Below are 18,185 nucleotides of genomic sequence, written 5' to 3'. Positions count from 1 at the left end.
CATCAGAGGAAGATGACAATATTCCATGATAATCTAGCCATTAAAAGTTATCAAATTGCTTTGGGCGCTCAACCCATTGGCCCCAAACATCAAGAAGGAGACAACAAAACACCCGAAGGATTTTATAAAATTATTTCCAAGAATAATAAAAGCAAATTTTATTTATCTTTAAAAATTTCTTATCCGAACAAAAATGACACTCAATATGCTTTCGCCAAAAAAATGGCTTGTGGAGGTGACCTTATGATTCATGGTGTTGGTAAAGGCTTCAGTTGGCTGGGTAAAATGCATGCATTTTTTGACTGGACAAGGGGTTGTATCGCTGTCTCAAATGCAGAAATCGAGGAGATCTATCACTCTACTCCTGTTGGAACGCCTATCGAAATTCGACCTTAGAAATCTCTAGTCTTTCTCTGAACTCATTTTTTTGCAGCTTTGGTATCTTCTGATGCTGGCGTATGAAGTTTATCAATTTTTACTTGCACTTTAGACCCTTGGCTCATTAACTTATTGAGAGAATCATCCAATTCTCTGATTTTACTATCTTTTTCAGAGTCTGTAGACTCTTCTAGAGCCGCGATTTTACCATTGAGCTCGACCATTTCATTCGTGATTTTTTCTTGCTGTTTCATCAAGTCAGCTAGTTTAAGCTGGGTTGCTTCTTTTCCCTCTTCCTTATTTGAATTTTGAGATTTCTCCTGAGCCGGTGTCGTTTCTTTTTTATTCCCTGTCAAATCCTTTTCAAAAGCAGCGGAATTCTTAATGGGCTCATCAGCCATAGCCAACTTAGAGAACAAAGTAGTTAGTGCAAGCAACAACGTGACTTTTTTCATAATGCTTCTCCATATTTATCAAGTTATAAAAATAGTGTAAGGTTAGAAAAATTAATAAACTGTTAAGTCCAATTTTCCCCTTTCATCCCCCCGGAGAAACGCAAATGTTTTGGAGAATTTTTTTTCACGCCCAACCCTCCCATGCCGCAGACCTAGGCAGCTCCTTGGAAGACCATGTTTCTGCCGTTTCCTGGTTTGAAACCAAAGACGCTGATTTATGGATCATTGAAGCAATTATGACAAAGGAACCTCAACCTCAAGACTTCCTGAGCCTCTTATCTCCTATTTGTCAAAAACTCCATATTTCACTTCCATCCTTAAGTATTGAAAAGATACCTGATACAGATTGGTTAGAAGCTACGTGGCGGAGTTTCCCCCCTCAACAAATTGGGCGCTATTATGTTTATGGTAGCCATACAACTCCAAAACCTCCTCAAGACTCTGTCACACTCGAAATTAATGCAGCCACAGCTTTTGGATCTGGGGAACATGAAACAACTACGGGATGTTTGCTTACTTTGGATGATTTGGCAACGGAGGGTCGAACATTTCAAAAGCCTCTTGATATGGGATGTGGATCAGGAATTCTAGCCATTGCCATGGCCAAAACGTGGAATGTTAACGTTCTTGCTGCAGATAATGATCCAGAATGCATTCGCGTTGCCACCCACAACGCGGCCCTCAATCACTGTGCTCCCCTTTTCCAGGGATTGCTAAGTGAGGGTTTTGAGAACCCAAATGTGTATAGCAGAGCTCCTTATGATCTTATTACTGCGAATATTTTGGCCGCTCCCCTCATTAGTATGGCGAAAGAATTATCACAATCCTTGGCTCCTAAAGGCCTGGTGATTTTATCTGGGTTACTTAATCGTGATCGGGAAGAGGTTGTGAATGCTTATCGGACTTATGGTCTTCGTTTACATAGCTTAAGGACTCTTAATGATTGGGTAGCTTTATTATTAGAAAAAACAGAGTGATAAATTTTTATAAAGTGCTTTATAAAAACTTTGAAACTTTTATTTCTGACTATGTTGGTAGCTCCAACGTTCTTGCCACAGAGCAACTAATTGATCATATTCCTTGTCTTGTTTACGCATCACTTCAATAATGAGCCCTTGTGGATCTGCAGCAAGTTCATATAAAATACAGGTATTCCCAAAAACATCCTTATAAGGCTTCCCCAATTTTCTTAAATAAATCAAATCATTAAAGACAAAACGTTTCCCTAGCCATTCTAAAAGTGTTATATGTTCTTCCAAAGTGATAAGTGCATTAAGTCGGGTTCTACCCTTTTCCTCCGTATAACTATCGAGAACTTTGCTTTCATCCCCAGCGCGAACCAATCGCTGCCCGAAAGCAAAATCCTTAATAATAGCGCGTCCCTGATAACCCGTATTAATGCCATTAAATCCTTGTGAGGTAAAAGAAAAAGTTCTTTGATTTAAAGAATATTGTTTAAACGTCGTTCGATCCGGATCACTTTGAAAAACTGCCAATAAATCAGCAAGTGAGATATCAGGAAAATTTTCAGAATCCCCTCGAACAATCATTTCTGCATAGGAACTAGCCGCAGTTACTGATGCCGCTTGCATAAAAGAAAGAGGTACACACGCTCTCACAAAAGTAATACAACTTGCAACCGCACCGGAAGCTTTTTTCATATAATATCCCGAATTAAGAAATGCCATTCTGACAAGTCCTCTTTCTTGATAAAATATATCGATTGGTGCATCTGCAAGAGTTGGAGTGTTGGTTGTAAGATCAAGACTTCGGAGTAAATTTTCCCGGGCTTGTTCCGATCCAACCCTTTGCTCTTCGGATTTTGTAACAATTTGAGAGGAACCCAAAAGTGACTTTTTAGGATCGGCTACAGATTGATCCCCACCAGGCTGTTGGCGGTTATCAGAAGAGTCATCGGGAAGTAATTTTTCTGCAGCAACTCCAGTTGTTGCGAACAAAAGGAATAGAAAGTAATGATATATTTTTTTCACATTACCTCCCTGGTTCAAGAGTTTTCAATTATCTTAAATATATTTTCTGATTCAAAGGGGGTCAAGGCGTAAGTCCTTTTAAAGTCAATCCTTTGGTGCAAGCTTAACACTCAACCCCAAAGAATTACTTTAAACAACCTAAACCAAGAAGTTCGACTTATGAACCTCTTGAAAATCTCTTAGGTGGACTTTTTTTAGGACCATTAGGATTAAATCCGGAAGGTTTGCTTTTTCCCCAAGGCTGAGCTGAGGGGTGAGCACCTTGTTGAAATGGTTGTTGAGCGGAAGATTCACGCCGAGGCTTCCCCCAGGATTTACTCTGCGGTTTACCTAATGATGAGCTTTGAGAATCACCTGAAACTCCTCGTCTTGGACGGTCCCATGGTTTTCCTTGAGACTCACCTGTAGCATCCCGTCTTGGACGGTCCCACGGTTTTCCTTGAGACTCACCTGCAGCATCCCGTCTTGGGCGGTCCCATGGTTTTCCTTGAGACTCACCTGTAGCATCTTGTCTTGGACGGTCCCACGGTTTACCAGAAGATTTCTTTGGAGAGTTCCCAAATGATTTTCCCAGAGGTTTCCCTTGCGAATTATCGGAATTTTCTTGCCTTGGCTTTCCCCAAGATTGACCAAAGGTATCACTAGAAGATTGTTTTTTGCGAGGAAAATCAGGGCGCCCATTGCCAGCCCCCCTACTCTCAAATTTTCCCGAAGAACGTCCTTTACTCGGCCTACCTTGGAAACGTCCGTTTCCCGGACCTGTTGGTTCTTTAGGTGCACCTGGATTCATTAATCGGTTAATCGCATTCCATTTTGCATTATCATCAGGGCAAATTAAACACAAAGCATTACCTTCTGAACCTGCCCGAGCCGTTCTTCCAATACGATGGATATAATCCTCCGGACATTGAGGTAAATCATAATTAATGACATGACGAATATGCGGAATATCCAAGCCACGAGCCGCAACATCAGTCGCAACCATAATTCGCGTTTTACTGTTTCTAAATTGTAAAATTGCCCTGTCTCGTTGGCGCTGCTTTAAATCTCCATGAATAGAATCGGCGCTTAAATCTTGACGACGAAGCTTATCAGCCAATTGATCTGCACCCCGCTTTGTTTTTACAAATATGATAACAGATCCCTCACGCTCATTTAATTCGCGCATCAAGTTAGGGAATTTTTCCCCTTGTGTCGTTCGAACAATTTCTTGTTTGATATTTGGAGCTGCTTTCGTTGGAGAATCAACACATATACATGCAGGATCTTGCAAATATTTCTGAGACAATTTTAAAATATTGGAAGGAACCGTCGCTGAAAACATCAATGTTTGTCTTTGATTGGGGAGATACTCAGCTATGCGGTCAAGTTGAATGCTAAAGCCCATATCCAGCATTCGATCTGCTTCATCGATTACCAAAAATCCTGTATGCTTTAAACTCAAACTTCCTCGAGTCAAATGATCACATATACGACCCGGGGTGCCTACAATAATGCGAGGACGACCTTTTAACTGGGCAAATTGTTTTCCCATGGATTCGCCCCCTATCAGTAAAGCCATGTTGAAAGCCGGGCGCCTTCCCAAAAGTTGCCGCAAAATATCCCGAACCTGTGCTGCCAATTCTCGTGTAGGCGCTAAGACAAGGGCATTACTCTGGGGAGATGCCAGAAGACGCACCATTAGGGGAAGCGTATAAGCCAGTGTTTTTCCTGTTCCCGTTTGTGCAGATGCCATAACATCTTGTCCTTCAACTGCCAAAGCTATTGTAGCCGCTTGAATGGGAGTTGGGCATGAAATGCCCATATCTTTCAAGGCAAACACAAGGCTTTCGGGAAAAGAGAATGAATCGAAACTTTTAATGGGTGAATTTTGAAAAAGGTCTGGATTTATTTTTAAAGTGGGTTGAGTAGTGAGATCAGAATTAGATTGCTGATTTGGAACTATAGACATAGTAGTATTATCCTTTATATTATTCATTTTTATATCTCCAAATCATTTTGGAAATATTATAGTCGGCAGATGTTGTTTCATCTTTTTGACTCAATGAAGATCAATAAAAAATAATTAAGTTATAAATCTATAGTAAAATGAAAACTTGTAATGAAATCAAATACACTTTTGAGAATTTATGAATTCTGCCATATAGGACTGACCATACAGTTTATTTTAGAAAAGTCAAGGAAATACTCGATAAGAAATAGGGGCATTACGAGAAGCCCTTATAAATGGGCCCCCCGTATGATCATCAATTGTGAGCTTTATGAGTTCAGGGGCTTTCTAGCTTCTGTTCCCGGCTCTTGAGTGCTGGCTCCTTCAGATCTTCCATTATCGGCTTGATCTTGTCTTATTCTTCGGTCTTGCGGGGCCTTGCTGTCATCCAATAGCTTTTTTTCTATTTTGGGTGCATCTTTCTTGGCCTTGCGTGCTTGTTCACGTGCAGCTGCGCGCGCTTCAGCTTTTGCTTTGCGTTCTTCAGCCCTTACTTTACGTTCTTGGGCTTTTGCTTGACGTTCTTCTTCTTTCTTTGCTTTTGCTTGCAAAATTTCTTGCTGATGGAGAATTTTTTCAGCAAATTTAATATGCCCATTAAAAGCATGAAGATGCTTTTTCGAGTCTTTATGAGCTGGATTATTTAAATCCTCAATTTCAATTGCAGCATGTTTTAGGCTGCTATCAAACTCAACCTTTTTCTCTGTCGGCAAAGAATTTCCGGCTTCTTTAATTTTTGCAAGTTTTTCTTCACACGCTTTCAATACTTCTGGAGATAATTTTTCAGTTGCCAATTTTTCTACTTGTGGCGCCTGTTGATCAGCATGAGGGGGTTCTGTTGGCGCAGCAGGATTAGCCAATATATTTGATCCTGCAGCAAAGCTTAAAGCAACAGATGTCAGAGAAGCTAAAATAGTACGATTCATTTTTTATCCTTTCTTAATTATAGTTCTTTCACTCAAGGGTTCAGATTATCACTAACCGAATCTACCCTTCAACTCCCGTAAAATCACAAACTTTTTACAATCATAGGTTGAATGTTTTTGCACATTTATTGCGAGATACGAGTGCCATTCTAGACAAATTTTTACAAAAAATGCAACTAAAGTTCTACAAACGTTTTCTGGATTTTTTGACAGAAGATGCGTACATAAAAGAAGAGTGCTTTAAAACAACAAATCGTAAATAGGAATAATTGAGTGGAAATTATCACCATTAAAGTTGAAAAAGGTGAAAAAAAACAAAGACTAGATAAGTTTTTAACAACGCACCTAACCCAACTTACCCGCACACGCATTAAAGCTCTAATGGATGATTCTCGACTCCGTTGTAGTGGCGAAATTATCACATCCGCTTCGCGCATGATACGAGAAGGGGAAATTTATACCCTTACAATTCCCCCGGCTGTTAATGCTTTTCCTCAAGCTGAAAATATACCGCTCGACATTGTTTATGAAGATACTGATTTGTTAATTTTGAATAAACCTGCCGGAATGGTCGTTCACCCTGCACCCGGCCACCGCAACTCGACCCTTGTAAATGCCCTTTTGGCCCATTGTAAAGAAAGCTTATCCGGTATTGGAGGCGTTCGTCGCCCCGGTATTGTTCACCGACTCGACAAAGAAACGAGTGGGTTGATGGTTGTGGCAAAAAATGACAAAACCCATCAGGGTCTAAGTGCCCAATTTGCCAAACGTACCTTAAGTCGCTCATATTGGGCCTTTGTGTGGGGGATTCCCCAACCGAAAGAAGGAGTAATTGAAGGGGATATTGGCCGCAGTCCACAAAACCGGCAAAAAATGGCCGTTGTAACCAGCGGAGGGAAATCGGCTCTAACTCATTATCAGGTTCTCAAACGCTATTTTGCAAAAGACGATGTATCGCAAAGCATCTCTCTGATTCGGTGTGACTTAGAAACCGGGCGAACTCATCAAATTCGTGTTCATATGGCCCATATCAATCATTCCTTGATTGGGGATCCCGTCTATAGTCGCATCCCCAAATGGGCAAAGAAATCATTTGCACCCGAAATTCTTGCGTTTCCTAGACAAGCTCTTCATGCATTTGAACTCAGATTGATTCACCCAACAACTGGAGAATTTATGACCTTTAATATTCCCTTGCCCCCTGACTTAGAATATCTAGCGTCGTTGTTATAGCCTTTTCCCTCAAAATCCGCTATTGATGGGAAATCATTATGCTACAATAAAGAGATATATTTATGCTTGAGAAATTATTTGATCCCCAATCCCAAGAAGGAGAAATATACGAAGCATGGGAAGCGTCTGGAGCTTTTGCATGCAACCCTTCATCTCAAAAAAAACCCTATACAATTATGATGCCTCCCCCAAACGTAACGGGAAGTTTGCATGTGGGTCACGCCCTAACTTATACCATTCAAGATATTCTTATTCGTTTTAAACGCATGCAAGGATTTGATGTTCTTTGGCAACCGGGAACAGATCATGCCGGCATTGCGACTCAATTTGTTGTCGAGCGTCAACTTGCTGAACAAGGAATTAGCCGTCAAGATTTGGGGCGGGAAACTTTTATTGAAAAAATTTGGGAATGGAAAAAAGAATCGGGAGATATGATTGTCAGCCAACAACGACGTTTGGGAATCTCTCCCGACTGGAAACGCCAGCGTTTTACACTTGATGAAGGCTTAAGTCGCGCAGTTCTAAAAGTTTTCGTATCTCTCTACAAAGAGGGGCTCATCTACAAAGATAAGCGACTTGTTAATTGGGATCCCAAACTTCAAACAGCGGTATCCGATCTAGAAGTTATTTCTCAAGAAACCAAAGGAAATTTGTGGTATATTCGCTATCCACTTGTGGATAATTCTGACCAATTTATTATTGTTGCAACCACACGCCCTGAAACCCTATTGGGAGATGTTGCTGTTGCCGTTCATCCCGATGATGAGCGATATAAACATCTTATTGGAAAAAACCTTCATTTGCCCCTCACAGACCGAACCATTCCCCTTATCGGAGATGAATATTGTGACCCTGAAAAAGGCAGTGGCGCTGTTAAAATTACACCAGGTCACGATTTTAATGACTTTGAAGTCGGTCAGCGTCATAATCTGCCTTTAATTAATATCTTCGATAAGAGTGCTCATCTTAATGAGTCCGTACCCCCGGTGTACCAAGGTTTAAGTATTGAAACCGCCCGCGCGAAAGTTCTTGCTGATTTAGAAGTTGCCGAGCTTTTAGAAAAAGTAGAACCCAATGTGCATGCTGTTCCCTATGGAGAAAAATCCGGTATTCAGATTCAACCTTGGTTAACCGATCAATGGTTTGTTGATGCAAAAACTTTAGCTATACCTGCTATTAAAGCCGTAGAAGAAGGGCGCACAAAATTTTTACCCGACCATAGTGCTGCCACTTATTTTGAATGGTTACGCAACATTCAACCTTGGTGTATTTCTCGTCAAATTTGGTGGGGACACCAGGTACCCGTTTGGTACGGACCCGATGGGCATACTTTTGTGGAAGAAACAGAAGAGCAAGCCCAGACAGCTGCAGATTCCCATTATGGAAACGCTACAGTATTAACCCGTGACACAGATGTTTTGGATACCTGGTTCTCATCTGCTCTATGGCCTTTTTCAACATTAGGATGGCCAGAAAATACACCAGAACTGCAACGCTATTATCCAACAGATGTTTTAGACACTGGCTTTGATATTATCTTTTTTTGGGTCGCAAGGATGATGATGATGGGCCTACACTTTACAAAGGAAGTGCCTTTTAAAACGGTTTACATTCACGGAATGGTTCGAGATGAAAAAGGCTCGAAAATGTCTAAGACAAAAGGAAATGTTATAAACCCCTTAGCATATATGGATAAGTATGGGACTGATGCTTTGCGCTTTACTTTAGCCTCTCTGGCCGTTCCCGGACGAGACTTAAAGCTGGGTGAGGCCCGTATTGAGAGTGGCCGAAATTTCATGACAAAAATATGGAATGCCGCTCGTTTTTTACAAATGAATGACTGTGTATTCGATGAAAACTTTGATCCAAAATTATGTCAACATACAATCAATCAATGGATGGTTGGGGAAACCATAGCCCTCGCTAAACGGGTAACACTTGCTTTGGACGCCTATCGATTTGACGATGCATCAAATCATGTTTATCAATTTGTTTGGGGAATTTATTGCGATTATTATCTCGAATTCCTCAAACCCATTTTCAAGGACGAAATCTTAGCTACAGAGGCTCGCCAGACAGCTGCTTGGGCCCTCGTGGAAATTTTAAAAATTGCCCACCCCTTTATTCCATTTATGACCGAAATTCTTTGGAAAGAGTTCACAAATGCGCGTCAGGGATTACTCATTCTTCAACCTTGGCCCGAGACAAACTCTGAAATAATCGATTTATCTGCTGCTCAAGAAATGAATTGGATTGTTCAGGTCATTGATGGTATTCGATCACGCCGTGCAGAGTTCAATATTCCTCCCGGATCTCTACTCCCTTTGCATGTTTATGAAGTAACCCCAGAAATTCAAGCTCGTCTGACACGACATGAAGCCATTCTAATGAGGTTGGGACGCGTCGAAACAATAAGTGTCTTCCCAGAAAAACCAGGAATCATAAAAGAAGCTGTGCAATTTCTGGCCGGTAATACCCCCGTTATTTTGCCATTGGGCGGCTCCATTGATGTCCCAATGGAGATCAAACGACTTGAGGACGAATTTAAAAAAGTCACCGCAGAAATCTCAAGCTGCCATAACAGGCTATCTAATACTGACTTTATGGAAAAAGCTAAACCTGAAATTATTGAAGAAATGCAAGACCGGGTGGAAGCCTTTGGCGTACGCAAAGCAAAAATTGAAGAAGCTTTATTGCGGTTGCGCAGCTAAAATATAGTTTTAAAATATCTAATTTATTCCGGTCCTTGAAGATGGTCGGATGGAATTAACTGTCGGCAAAGAATTTCTTTTTTGCGGTGTTATTGTCGGGTTTGTGTTTATTGGGTTGATAACACAAGCCACACGTGACGTAGGACACATTTTTTTATGTAATCCTTCTTTCCGAGCCAATTTTTCACGAGCACAATATACGCCCTCGTTGCACAAATCTTGCTGCAGGGCAATTAAATACCTCTTAAAATTTGCGCTACTAATGATTTCCTTACCTTTAGCTTCTAACAGTTTAAGCATTCTTGGACTTGCATCATCAAGCTTATCCAGACCTCTTTCCAAGTAAACTTGAAATCGATAGTATTCACTTTTTAAGGGTGAGAGTTCGTTTCTGATAAAAGCTTTATCCTTCACGGCTAGAAGATCGTTTCTAATAGAAACTTTATCTTTTAAGGAATCATTGGCGTTTTCTTCTTGAACTCTAAACAAACCTGTGATGGTGGGCGCGAGCATGCGTAAAGGGCCACCCTGCACTTGAAAATCTTTATCTCCATAGTATTGATTCGCTACACCTGTACCCAAAGAAAGAACTTTAATTGCGGGAGGAGTACAATATGCTTTATCTATTTCGCGAACAACCGTGTTAACAGGATTATTGTTCCCCACTCCCCCATCCACCAATTGCATTTTAGTTTTTGAGTCAGCATCTATTACGAGAGGTTGTACGGGGAAATAGAGTGGTGCCGCACTGGTAGCCCTTGCTGCATCAATATAACTAAGATCGAAAGGCCATTCTTTTTTCTGAATATTACTTGGAAGGCTAATCTTAGGATCAGAACCTTCGGTGCTCAATGGCATTCTATTTGCATCTTTGCGTGTTTCGTTTCTCTTTAGACCATATTTTGCTAGGGTGGTAGAAATAATAAAAGTACTTTCACTATTCAAATCAAAAGCGGTTATGTAGACTGGTTTTAAAGTTTGAGAAATTTTTGTATCACCAAAATATTTAGCCAAAACATTAATTAAGGGACCCTTCTCATAAAAAGCACCCTTCTGCACTAAATTCACAACACTCTTTCCAGATTCAAATATTGCTTTGGAAATACTAGAGCTTAGATCCACAATCTCGTCGGCAGTATAAGCAGCTTCTAATCCAATCTGAACTCCATCTCTCATGGCTTTCGGCTTTGTATACGTTAAAGAAAGTATACCGCCAACCGATGTACCCCCGAAAGCATCCATGATAATACTAATAGGCAATTCAAGCACTTTTTCAATCTCTTGCACGACAAGACTTGGAATAATGCCCCGCACTCCCCCCCCATCAATAGAAAGTATTCGAAGAGCTCTTGTAGGAACTTTTCGGCAAATTCGATCTTTTATTGTTTCATCTATTTCCCCCGGAAGTTCGCCGGGTTGAATTAAGGCATTTATTGGCGGTGAAGGAAGAAGACGTCCACTGTTTATTGGTGCAGATGACAAATTTTGTCTTCCCCCTGTCGATAGATTTCTGTTCGGAATAGCTGGTGCCACATTCCCTTTACTTATCGGTGCAGTTTGAGGACGAGGATTGGGTTGAAATGGAACTTGGGGTTGTGATGCTAGAGATTGACTGGTAAACCCTACGATAAGTGCCAAAGTGGATAAATTCTTAATCATACAATTTTTCCAACGTCCATTAATTTCATAATATAATAAGTATTATGAATGTAAAAATATTAATGTTTCATTAAATGATGAAGAATATATAATTTTTAAGAAGAAGAGCTTAACAGAAAAAAAATTTAAAACTCTTTCCATTTCCCTAGATGACTTTATTATAAGGGGAAGGAAAACCTCAAAAAGGTAATTTCATTCCTGCAGGCAAACCCAATCCCCCTGTAATTTTACCCATTTCTTCGGCCACATGTGTTTCAATTTTTATCTTGGCTTCATTGAAAGCAGCGATAATCAAATCTTCCAACACTTCAACATCTTTTGGATCCAGCAAAGAAGGATCAATAGAAATTCCCTTTAATTCACTTTTACCATTCACGGTCACTTTGACCATACCTCCCCCCGATGTGCCTGTCATTTCAACTTGATTCATGCGCTCTTGCATCTCAGCCATTTTTTCTTGTAATTGTTGAGCCTGTTTCATCATTTGATTAATATTTTTCATGGTATTATCCTCTTTCTATTTTGCTGTTATGGTGGCACCTGGAAAAGTCTCGATCAATGACTGAACGAGAGGGTGATCCTGACTTATCTTAACTTGTGCTTCGTGGGCAGATTTTTGTTGCTGAGCCATTGTAGGTTCGCCTCCCTCTAAAACAACATCGACAATCCAGGCTTGTCCCGTCATCTTTTCCAAGACTTGACGCAATTGATTAGGTAATGTTTTTGATGCTGTTTCCGCCAAGCGAATCGTCAAAGATCCCGGTGCATAAGATACTAAATGAATATCTTGAAGAGTATTACTATATAAAATGGGCTCTTTAGCTGCTTGTAACATTTCAAGGAGACCGGAGAAGGTGGGAGGAATTGGTGGCAAAGATGAGGTTGTTGGGGCATCTAGCCCTGTAGGTGATTCTTCCGCAATCAGAGTCACTTTCTCGGACGCCATTGGTGGTACCAAATTTGGAATGGCTGAGTTCGTAACGTGTTGAAAAGATGACACCGGTGAATGAGATTGAGATGGAGAGGCAGCTGGCATGGTACGCGATACACCTTGAAGAGCAGCTAAAAGTTCATCTGCTTGTGGTAAATCACTAAGATATCCAACACGAACCAAAACCATCTCTGCAGCCTGAGCTGTCATGGGGGAGCGAACGACTTCTTCATAACCTTTATGTAAAACTTGCCAAATTCGCATTAAGGCTGGCAAAGAAATATTTTGAACAATTTCTATTCCTTGACGTCTATCACTTTCCGGCCAGGTGACATCTTGCTGTAAATGAGGAGCTGTCTTTAAACACGTCAACCAGTAGACAAGATCAAGAAGATCTTCGACCAGGACAACGGGATCCCCCCCTCGTCGATATAGCTCACGAACTTGACTTAAAGATTCGCCGATTTGCCCTTGTAAAAGGAACTTTAGAAGAGAAAAAATGAGACCGCGATCCACAAGCCCTAACATATCCCGGACAGTTGAAGTTGTTATGACACCTTCAGATAATGCAATTGCTTGATCAAGTAAGGATAAACCATCTCGAGCTGAGCCATCGGCCGCCCGTACAATCAAAGATAATGCTTCTTCTTCTACGGTCAAATTTTCTTGTGTCATAATAGATGAGAAATGATCAAAAAGGACTTTAGGGGCAATTCGATTTAAATCAAAACGCATACAACGAGACATTACCGTTTCAGGAACTTTACGAATTTCTGTGGTCGCAAATATAAACTTTACGTGGGGAGGTGGTTCTTCCAATGTCTTTAAAAGTGCATTAAATGCACTTTTGGAAAGCATATGGACTTCGTCAATTATATAAATTTTATAGCGGCCCGTTACAGCCTTATACCGAGCGGCTTCAATAACTTCACGGACATCATCGACGCCGGTACGGCTGGCTGCATCCATTTCCAATACATCAAGATGTCGGTCCTCTATAATAGCTACGCAAGAGTCGCAGACTCCACACGGATCCGGAGTTGGGCCACCCTGTCCATTAGCACCCAAACAATTTAAGGCTTTAGCCAGGATGCGGGCGGTTGTTGTTTTTCCCACCCCCCGAATGCCATGGAGGAGAAAAGCATGCGGCAAACGATTACGCTCAATTCCTTGCGCAAGGGTTTTTACAAGAAGATCTTGGCCAACCAACTCAGATAATTTTTGAGGGCGATATTGACGTGCGAGAACACGATAGGGCATTTGTGAAGGTAGTGTTGACTGGGGCTGTGTCATCGACTTCGTCATTCATCTTTCAATAGGGTCGCATTATATCATTCAGTGGGAGACCAAACCCTAACCCGCCTAGAACTCGTTATGGCTGCTTCCTTCCGGATCTGACCAGGTTAGCAAGGAAAGCGTCTAAGGCCGGTCTCCCGCAAAAACTATAGCAAACCAGGTGAAGGATGTCTTTAAGAAAAGTTTCATGAAAAACGATTTTGCTAATTTCTGTACACGAAAAATATAAAAAAATAGTAAAGAAATTTATTAAATAATATACAGGAAATTTGCAATATTTTCCTTCAAATCCATTGATTTTTCTACCCAGAAAACTATATGGAAATTTGAAGTACGTTATTTCTATCAATTTTTTTTAGGAGGATTTCATGTTAAAGAAGACCCATTTTTCTATTATTTGTGCCGCTGTCATGAGTTTTATGGTTAGCACTTCCTTTGCTGAAACCCTAGTTGACTCAAATCCTGATTCAAAGATGAGCAAAGAAGAAAGTGACCATTATGTCAGCAAAACAGTTGACGGCAAAATGGCTGTTGTCGCAGCTCCCAACAAAAAGGACCAAAATAAGCTTCTTAACTGGGAAGAAAAAATGAAAGAAGAAAAAGAAGCTAAAGAAAGGAAACTTGCAGAAGAAAAACATAAAACACTTGAGGGCGTTCACAAAACCTTTCCTGGCAAGGTTGTCAATCAATCCGAAAAAGTCCAAAAACCAGCTGCTCCTCATACCGCAGAAAAAGTTGCACCAGCTGCAAAACCTGCTGTAAAACCTGCTACGGCCCCAGTTGTCAAACCTGCCGCTGCCCCTCACTCAAAACCAACTCCTGGAAAAGTAACGCACGATCCCGTTACCCCCAAGACAAAAGTTTCAGACTGGCAAAAAATGATGGATCAAAAACAGAAAGACAAAGAAATGGCAGATGCGAAAAAAAAGCAAGAAGCTCTTGATGCTGAACTTCAACACAGCTATTCAGAAGATGGTAGCAAACCGATTGTCAATAAATCCGAAGAAAAACATCCAAAAGCCGTTATGACGAAGTAGAACTTAAAAGATATAAATTGCAAATCATACGAATACGTATGAATTCACTTTTCCCCCCTCCTATTGAGGGGGGTTTTTTATGAACTTAAGTTTTTAGAGCTCGCCGGTTAAAATATGCCGAACGTAGGTTAAGTCTTCTCTAGTATCCACACTGGGCGGAACTTCCGAAACAATTGATACATCAATGCGCATACCCGCTTCCAAGGCTCGCAATTGTTCTAATTGTTCAGCTGTTTCTAAAGGCGATACTGGCAACTTAATAAATGCCTCAAGAGCTGGTCGGCGATACGCATAGATTCCAATATGATGATAGTGTTCTTGACCCCCTGAAGGAATGGGACTACGGGAAAAATATAAAGCTCTGCCAATTTTTTCCCCCGAACTTGTTTTTTGAGAAGCAGCAATAGCAACCTTGACGACGTTAACATTTTTTAAAACTTCTGCATCTAAAATAGGTGCAGCAAGGGTTGCGATATCCACTGCAGGATTAGACAAAGGCGCCAACACCTGTTTGATTAGAGAAGCGCTAATAATTGGTAAATCTCCCTGTAAATTAATTATAACATCATACTCTTCGTTAGAGTTTTGAGTCTCAATTTCTTTTAGGGCTGCATGTATGCGATCTGATCCCTTCGGCAAATCCGGATCTGTAATCACGGCTTGCCCACCAGCTTGTGTAATTACTTTTTCTATTTCAGGACCACAGCAAGCAACAAAGACCGGGCCTATTCCCGCATTCATACCGCAACGCCACACTCGAACAACCATTGGCTCTCCCCCAATATCCAATAAAGGTTTATTGGGCAATCGCTGCGAAGCTAAACGAGACGGAATTATAATAATAGGATTTACCATGCTAATAGCCTCTTTTCGTCAGGGGAACACTCTTTGTTAGTGCCACAAATCATTAAAAAAAGCACGTTAAAAATCTTTACGTCTCCCTACAATTAGAGGGTTCGCAGAAGGCCCTGTTTGGTTTTATAATAGTAATAAATGAATCACACTGCGCAAGAGTCACTTTTAAGAAATGGACAGTTTCGAATTTAATAAAATTACCGCCAGTGTTCTGGTCGCCCTTTTAATCGGCATGGTCGGTAGTCTTTTGTCTGATTATTTGGTTAATCCAACATCCCTTAAAAAACCTGTTTTCATTATTGAGGGAATTGAAGCCCCGTCCACCTCCAGTGGAAACCCTACGGAAGAAGAGACCTTAAAACCCATAACCCCTCTTTTGGCATCTGCTAGCGTAGAACGCGGACAAGCCATATCTAAAAAATGTACCCAATGTCATACCTTTGAAAAAGGGGGCGCAAATAGAACAGGACCTAATCTCTGGGGAATTATTGGAGCAAAAATTGCTCATGTGGCTGACTTTGCTTACTCTTCAGGGTTTAAAGATAAGGGTGGAGAATGGGATGACGAAAATCTTAACATTCTCCTCCATAAACCACGAGCGTTTGTTCAAGCGACAAAAATGTCCTTCGTTGGCCTTAAAGATGCGCAAGAGCGTGCTGATGTCATCGCTTATTTACATACCTTAAGTGACACCCCTATCCCTCTTCCAAAATCAGCGCCAAACAATACATCACCTAAATGAAGGGTATACTTATGACTTTAGTCTTGCGAATTATTTGTTTGATTTGGATAGTTACGCAAAACACATTAGCCGAAAATCCAGACGCCAAAACCATACAAGCGGCTACCCACGGTTTTTCTACATTTGGGAATCTTAAATACCCGAAGGATTTTTCTCACTTCGATTACACAAATCCAGACGCACCCAAAGCAGGAACATTTCGAATTGGCAGCATGGGAAGTTTTGACAGTTTAAATCCTTATATTGTTAAGGGCGTAGCACCGATGTTTATGGGGTTGACCACCGCAACGCTTTTAGAAGAAGCCTATGATAGAGCGGGAGAATCATATGGCTACGCAGCAGAGTCCGTAGAAGTCGCTCCGGATAATTCTTATGTAATTTTTCGACTCAATCCAAAGGCAAAATTTAATGATGAATCGCCCGTCACAGCGGACGATGTCATTTGGGTTTTTGAAACATTGCGTAAAAAAGGCCCCCCGATGTACCGTACCTATTACAAAAACATCTCGAAAGTTGAAAAATTAGACAATCTAACAATTAAGTTTGCTTTCAATACAACCACAAATCGTGAATTACCCCTTATTCTGGGCCAGTTACCTATTCTCTCGAAAAAATTTTATGAAACCCAACCATTTGATGAAACCACTTTAAAAGCGGGTCCTTCCTCTGGGCCTTATGAAATTGATACATTATCCGCAGGTCACTTCTTTACAATTAAGCGGGTAAAAAACTGGTGGGGCGCCAATCTCCCGAGTCAAAAAGGTCGCCATAATTTTGATAAAATACGAACAGACTACTACCTGGAAAATAATGCCTTATTTGAAGGTTTTAAATCAGGTCAATGCGATTTTCGTCAAGAAAGTATAGCTAAAAATTGGGCCACTGCCTACACTTTTCCCGCTTATCAAAAAGGATTTGTCAAGAAAGAAGAGTTAGAACATTCATTATCTGGTGGTACTGTTGGACTAATTTTTAATACTCGTCGGTCTGTATTTTCAGATATTCGTGTCCGGAAAGCCCTGACAATTCTTTTTGATTTTCCGTGGATAAACAAACACTTGTTTTACGGACAATATGAAAGAAATTTAAGTTATTATCCCAATTCAGATTATGAAGCCAAAGGCCTTCCTTCCGAAGATGAAAAGGCAATTCTCCAACCCTTCCAGGGTCAAATACCCGTTGAAATCTTGACGCAACCGTTTACCTTACCAGCCCCCAAAAATGAGCAGGATTATCGTGATCTTCAAGAACAAGCTCAAAATCTTTTAAAAGAAGCAGGTTATGAAGTTAAAGATGCGATGATGACCAATACAAAAACAGGTAAGCCTTTAACATTTGAGATTCTTATTTTTGACAAAGCGCTTGAAAAAATAATGCTTAATTATGCATTGAGTTTAAAACGTGTTGGCATAACCATTAAAGTTCGTAATATAGATACGGCTGCTTATCAGTTACGAGTTGATAATTTAGATTTTGACATGATTTACAATGGTATTGGACAAAGTCCTTCTCTTGGAAATGAACAGCGCGATTATTTTGGCTCTGAACGCATGGATACACCCGGCACTCGCAATCTATCTGGCATTAAGAATCCGGTTGTCGATCAACTCATTGAGCAGCTTATCAATGCCAAAACATATTTAACGTTAACCAATACAGCCAAATCTCTCGATCGTGTTCTGTTATGGAATTACTATATGATTCCGGCCTGGCATAGCCATACCATTCGTGTAGCTTATTGGAATCGCTTTTCTCGGCCGACGATTATCCCGAAATATCATGGCCTAGATATTACCAGCTGGTGGTTTGACAAGGATAAAGACGCCAAGCTGCAACGACGATCACAAACAAAAGAATCCGTTAGAGAGGCAAACCCCTCATTTTGGGGGCAAATAAAACAATGGTTTTCATGAGCACGAAATGAAAATTGATCTATAATTTTATTTGTTTTTAAGAAAAATTGAGACTACCATACAAAAGT

15 protein-coding genes and 1 other RNA gene are annotated in these 18,185 nt (G+C 40.7%); 7 read left to right on the top strand and 9 right to left on the bottom strand.

All coding sequences use genetic code 11. The features are described 5' to 3' along the window. The first annotated feature begins 12 nt into the window (after positions 1–12). Positions 13–396 carry a hypothetical protein gene (locus FJX03_01015; GenBank protein MBM3632275.1) on the top strand — a complete coding sequence of 128 codons (384 nt, stop codon included), beginning with the start codon at positions 13–15 and terminating at the stop codon, positions 394–396. Positions 397–419: 23 nt separating this feature from the next. Here FJX03_01015 and FJX03_01010 read toward each other — a convergent pair whose 3' ends face one another. Next, the gene (locus tag FJX03_01010; GenBank protein MBM3632274.1) at positions 420–833 is read right to left on the bottom strand and encodes a hypothetical protein; all 414 of its coding nucleotides are present in this window, start codon (positions 831–833) and stop codon (positions 420–422) included. 104 nt (positions 834–937) lie between these two features. On the opposite strand from FJX03_01010, the gene FJX03_01005 reads away from it, so the two are divergent. Next, positions 938–1,810, top strand: a complete 873-nt coding sequence (locus tag FJX03_01005; GenBank protein ID MBM3632273.1) for a 50S ribosomal protein L11 methyltransferase — start codon at positions 938–940, stop codon at positions 1,808–1,810. A 39-nt stretch (positions 1,811–1,849) separates the two neighbouring features. On the opposite strand, the gene FJX03_01000 is transcribed toward FJX03_01005, so the two are convergent. The 3 genes from FJX03_01000 to FJX03_00990 form a co-directional block, all read right to left on the bottom strand. Further along, the gene (locus FJX03_01000) at positions 1,850–2,824 is read right to left on the bottom strand and encodes a hypothetical protein (protein ID MBM3632272.1); all 975 of its coding nucleotides are present in this window, start codon (positions 2,822–2,824) and stop codon (positions 1,850–1,852) included. Between the two features lie 157 nt (positions 2,825–2,981). After that, positions 2,982–4,802: a DEAD/DEAH box helicase gene (locus tag FJX03_00995; protein ID MBM3632271.1), complete on the bottom strand. Its 1,821-nt coding sequence runs from the start codon at positions 4,800–4,802 to the stop codon at positions 2,982–2,984. Positions 4,803–5,083: 281 nt separating this feature from the next. Beyond that, complete coding sequence (locus FJX03_00990) at positions 5,084–5,740, bottom strand: hypothetical protein (protein ID MBM3632270.1); 657 nt, start codon at positions 5,738–5,740, stop codon at positions 5,084–5,086. Between the two features lie 273 nt (positions 5,741–6,013). Between FJX03_00990 and FJX03_00985 the strand changes: the two genes are divergently transcribed. Together FJX03_00985 and FJX03_00980 are read left to right on the top strand one after the other, a co-directional pair. Continuing rightward, positions 6,014–6,973 (top strand): RluA family pseudouridine synthase, encoded by a 960-nt coding sequence (locus FJX03_00985; protein MBM3632269.1) that lies wholly within the window; start codon positions 6,014–6,016, stop codon positions 6,971–6,973. A gap of 62 nt (positions 6,974–7,035) precedes the next feature. Then, positions 7,036–9,684, top strand: coding sequence for a valine--tRNA ligase (locus FJX03_00980; GenBank protein ID MBM3632268.1), 2,649 nt, complete (start codon positions 7,036–7,038; stop codon positions 9,682–9,684). Positions 9,685–9,702: 18 nt separating this feature from the next. Here the strand turns inward: FJX03_00980 and FJX03_00975 are convergent, their stop codons facing one another. The 4 genes from FJX03_00975 to ffs all read right to left on the bottom strand — a co-directional run bounded on the left by FJX03_00975 (position 9,703) and on the right by ffs (position 13,709). Beyond that, positions 9,703–11,343, bottom strand: coding sequence for a hypothetical protein (locus tag FJX03_00975; protein ID MBM3632267.1), 1,641 nt, complete (start codon positions 11,341–11,343; stop codon positions 9,703–9,705). Between the two features lie 178 nt (positions 11,344–11,521). Beyond that, positions 11,522–11,845 carry a YbaB/EbfC family nucleoid-associated protein gene (locus FJX03_00970; protein ID MBM3632266.1) on the bottom strand — a complete coding sequence of 108 codons (324 nt, stop codon included), beginning with the start codon at positions 11,843–11,845 and terminating at the stop codon, positions 11,522–11,524. 15 nt (positions 11,846–11,860) lie between these two features. Beyond that, positions 11,861–13,567 (bottom strand): DNA polymerase III subunit gamma/tau, encoded by a 1,707-nt coding sequence (locus FJX03_00965; protein MBM3632265.1) that lies wholly within the window; start codon positions 13,565–13,567, stop codon positions 11,861–11,863. Positions 13,568–13,611: 44 nt separating this feature from the next. Beyond that, an RNA gene (gene ffs / locus FJX03_00960) (signal recognition particle sRNA small type) lies at positions 13,612–13,709 on the bottom strand. Between the two features lie 229 nt (positions 13,710–13,938). Between ffs and FJX03_00955 the strand changes: the two genes are divergently transcribed. Beyond that, positions 13,939–14,607, top strand: a complete 669-nt coding sequence (locus FJX03_00955) for a hypothetical protein (GenBank protein MBM3632264.1) — start codon at positions 13,939–13,941, stop codon at positions 14,605–14,607. Between the two features lie 93 nt (positions 14,608–14,700). Here FJX03_00955 and FJX03_00950 read toward each other — a convergent pair whose 3' ends face one another. Continuing rightward, positions 14,701–15,468: a 3-deoxy-manno-octulosonate cytidylyltransferase gene (locus FJX03_00950; protein ID MBM3632263.1), complete on the bottom strand. Its 768-nt coding sequence runs from the start codon at positions 15,466–15,468 to the stop codon at positions 14,701–14,703. A 166-nt stretch (positions 15,469–15,634) separates the two neighbouring features. On the opposite strand from FJX03_00950, the gene FJX03_00945 reads away from it, so the two are divergent. Further along, positions 15,635–16,204, top strand: a complete 570-nt coding sequence (locus FJX03_00945; GenBank protein ID MBM3632262.1) for a cytochrome c family protein — start codon at positions 15,635–15,637, stop codon at positions 16,202–16,204. Further along, a complete protein-coding gene (locus tag FJX03_00940; protein ID MBM3632261.1) occupies positions 16,201–18,117 on the top strand; it encodes an ABC transporter substrate-binding protein in 1,917 nt (638 codons plus the stop codon). Before FJX03_00945 ends, FJX03_00940 begins: the two co-directional genes overlap by 4 nt. Positions 18,118–18,185 lie beyond the last annotated feature (68 nt).

Source organism: Alphaproteobacteria bacterium, assembly GCA_016870095.1.
In the GTDB taxonomy this organism is placed as follows: domain Bacteria; phylum Pseudomonadota; class Alphaproteobacteria; order Paracaedibacterales; family VGCI01; genus VGCI01.
Note: the sequence above shows the minus strand (reverse complement) of the source record. Positions and strands in the feature narration are given on the sequence as shown.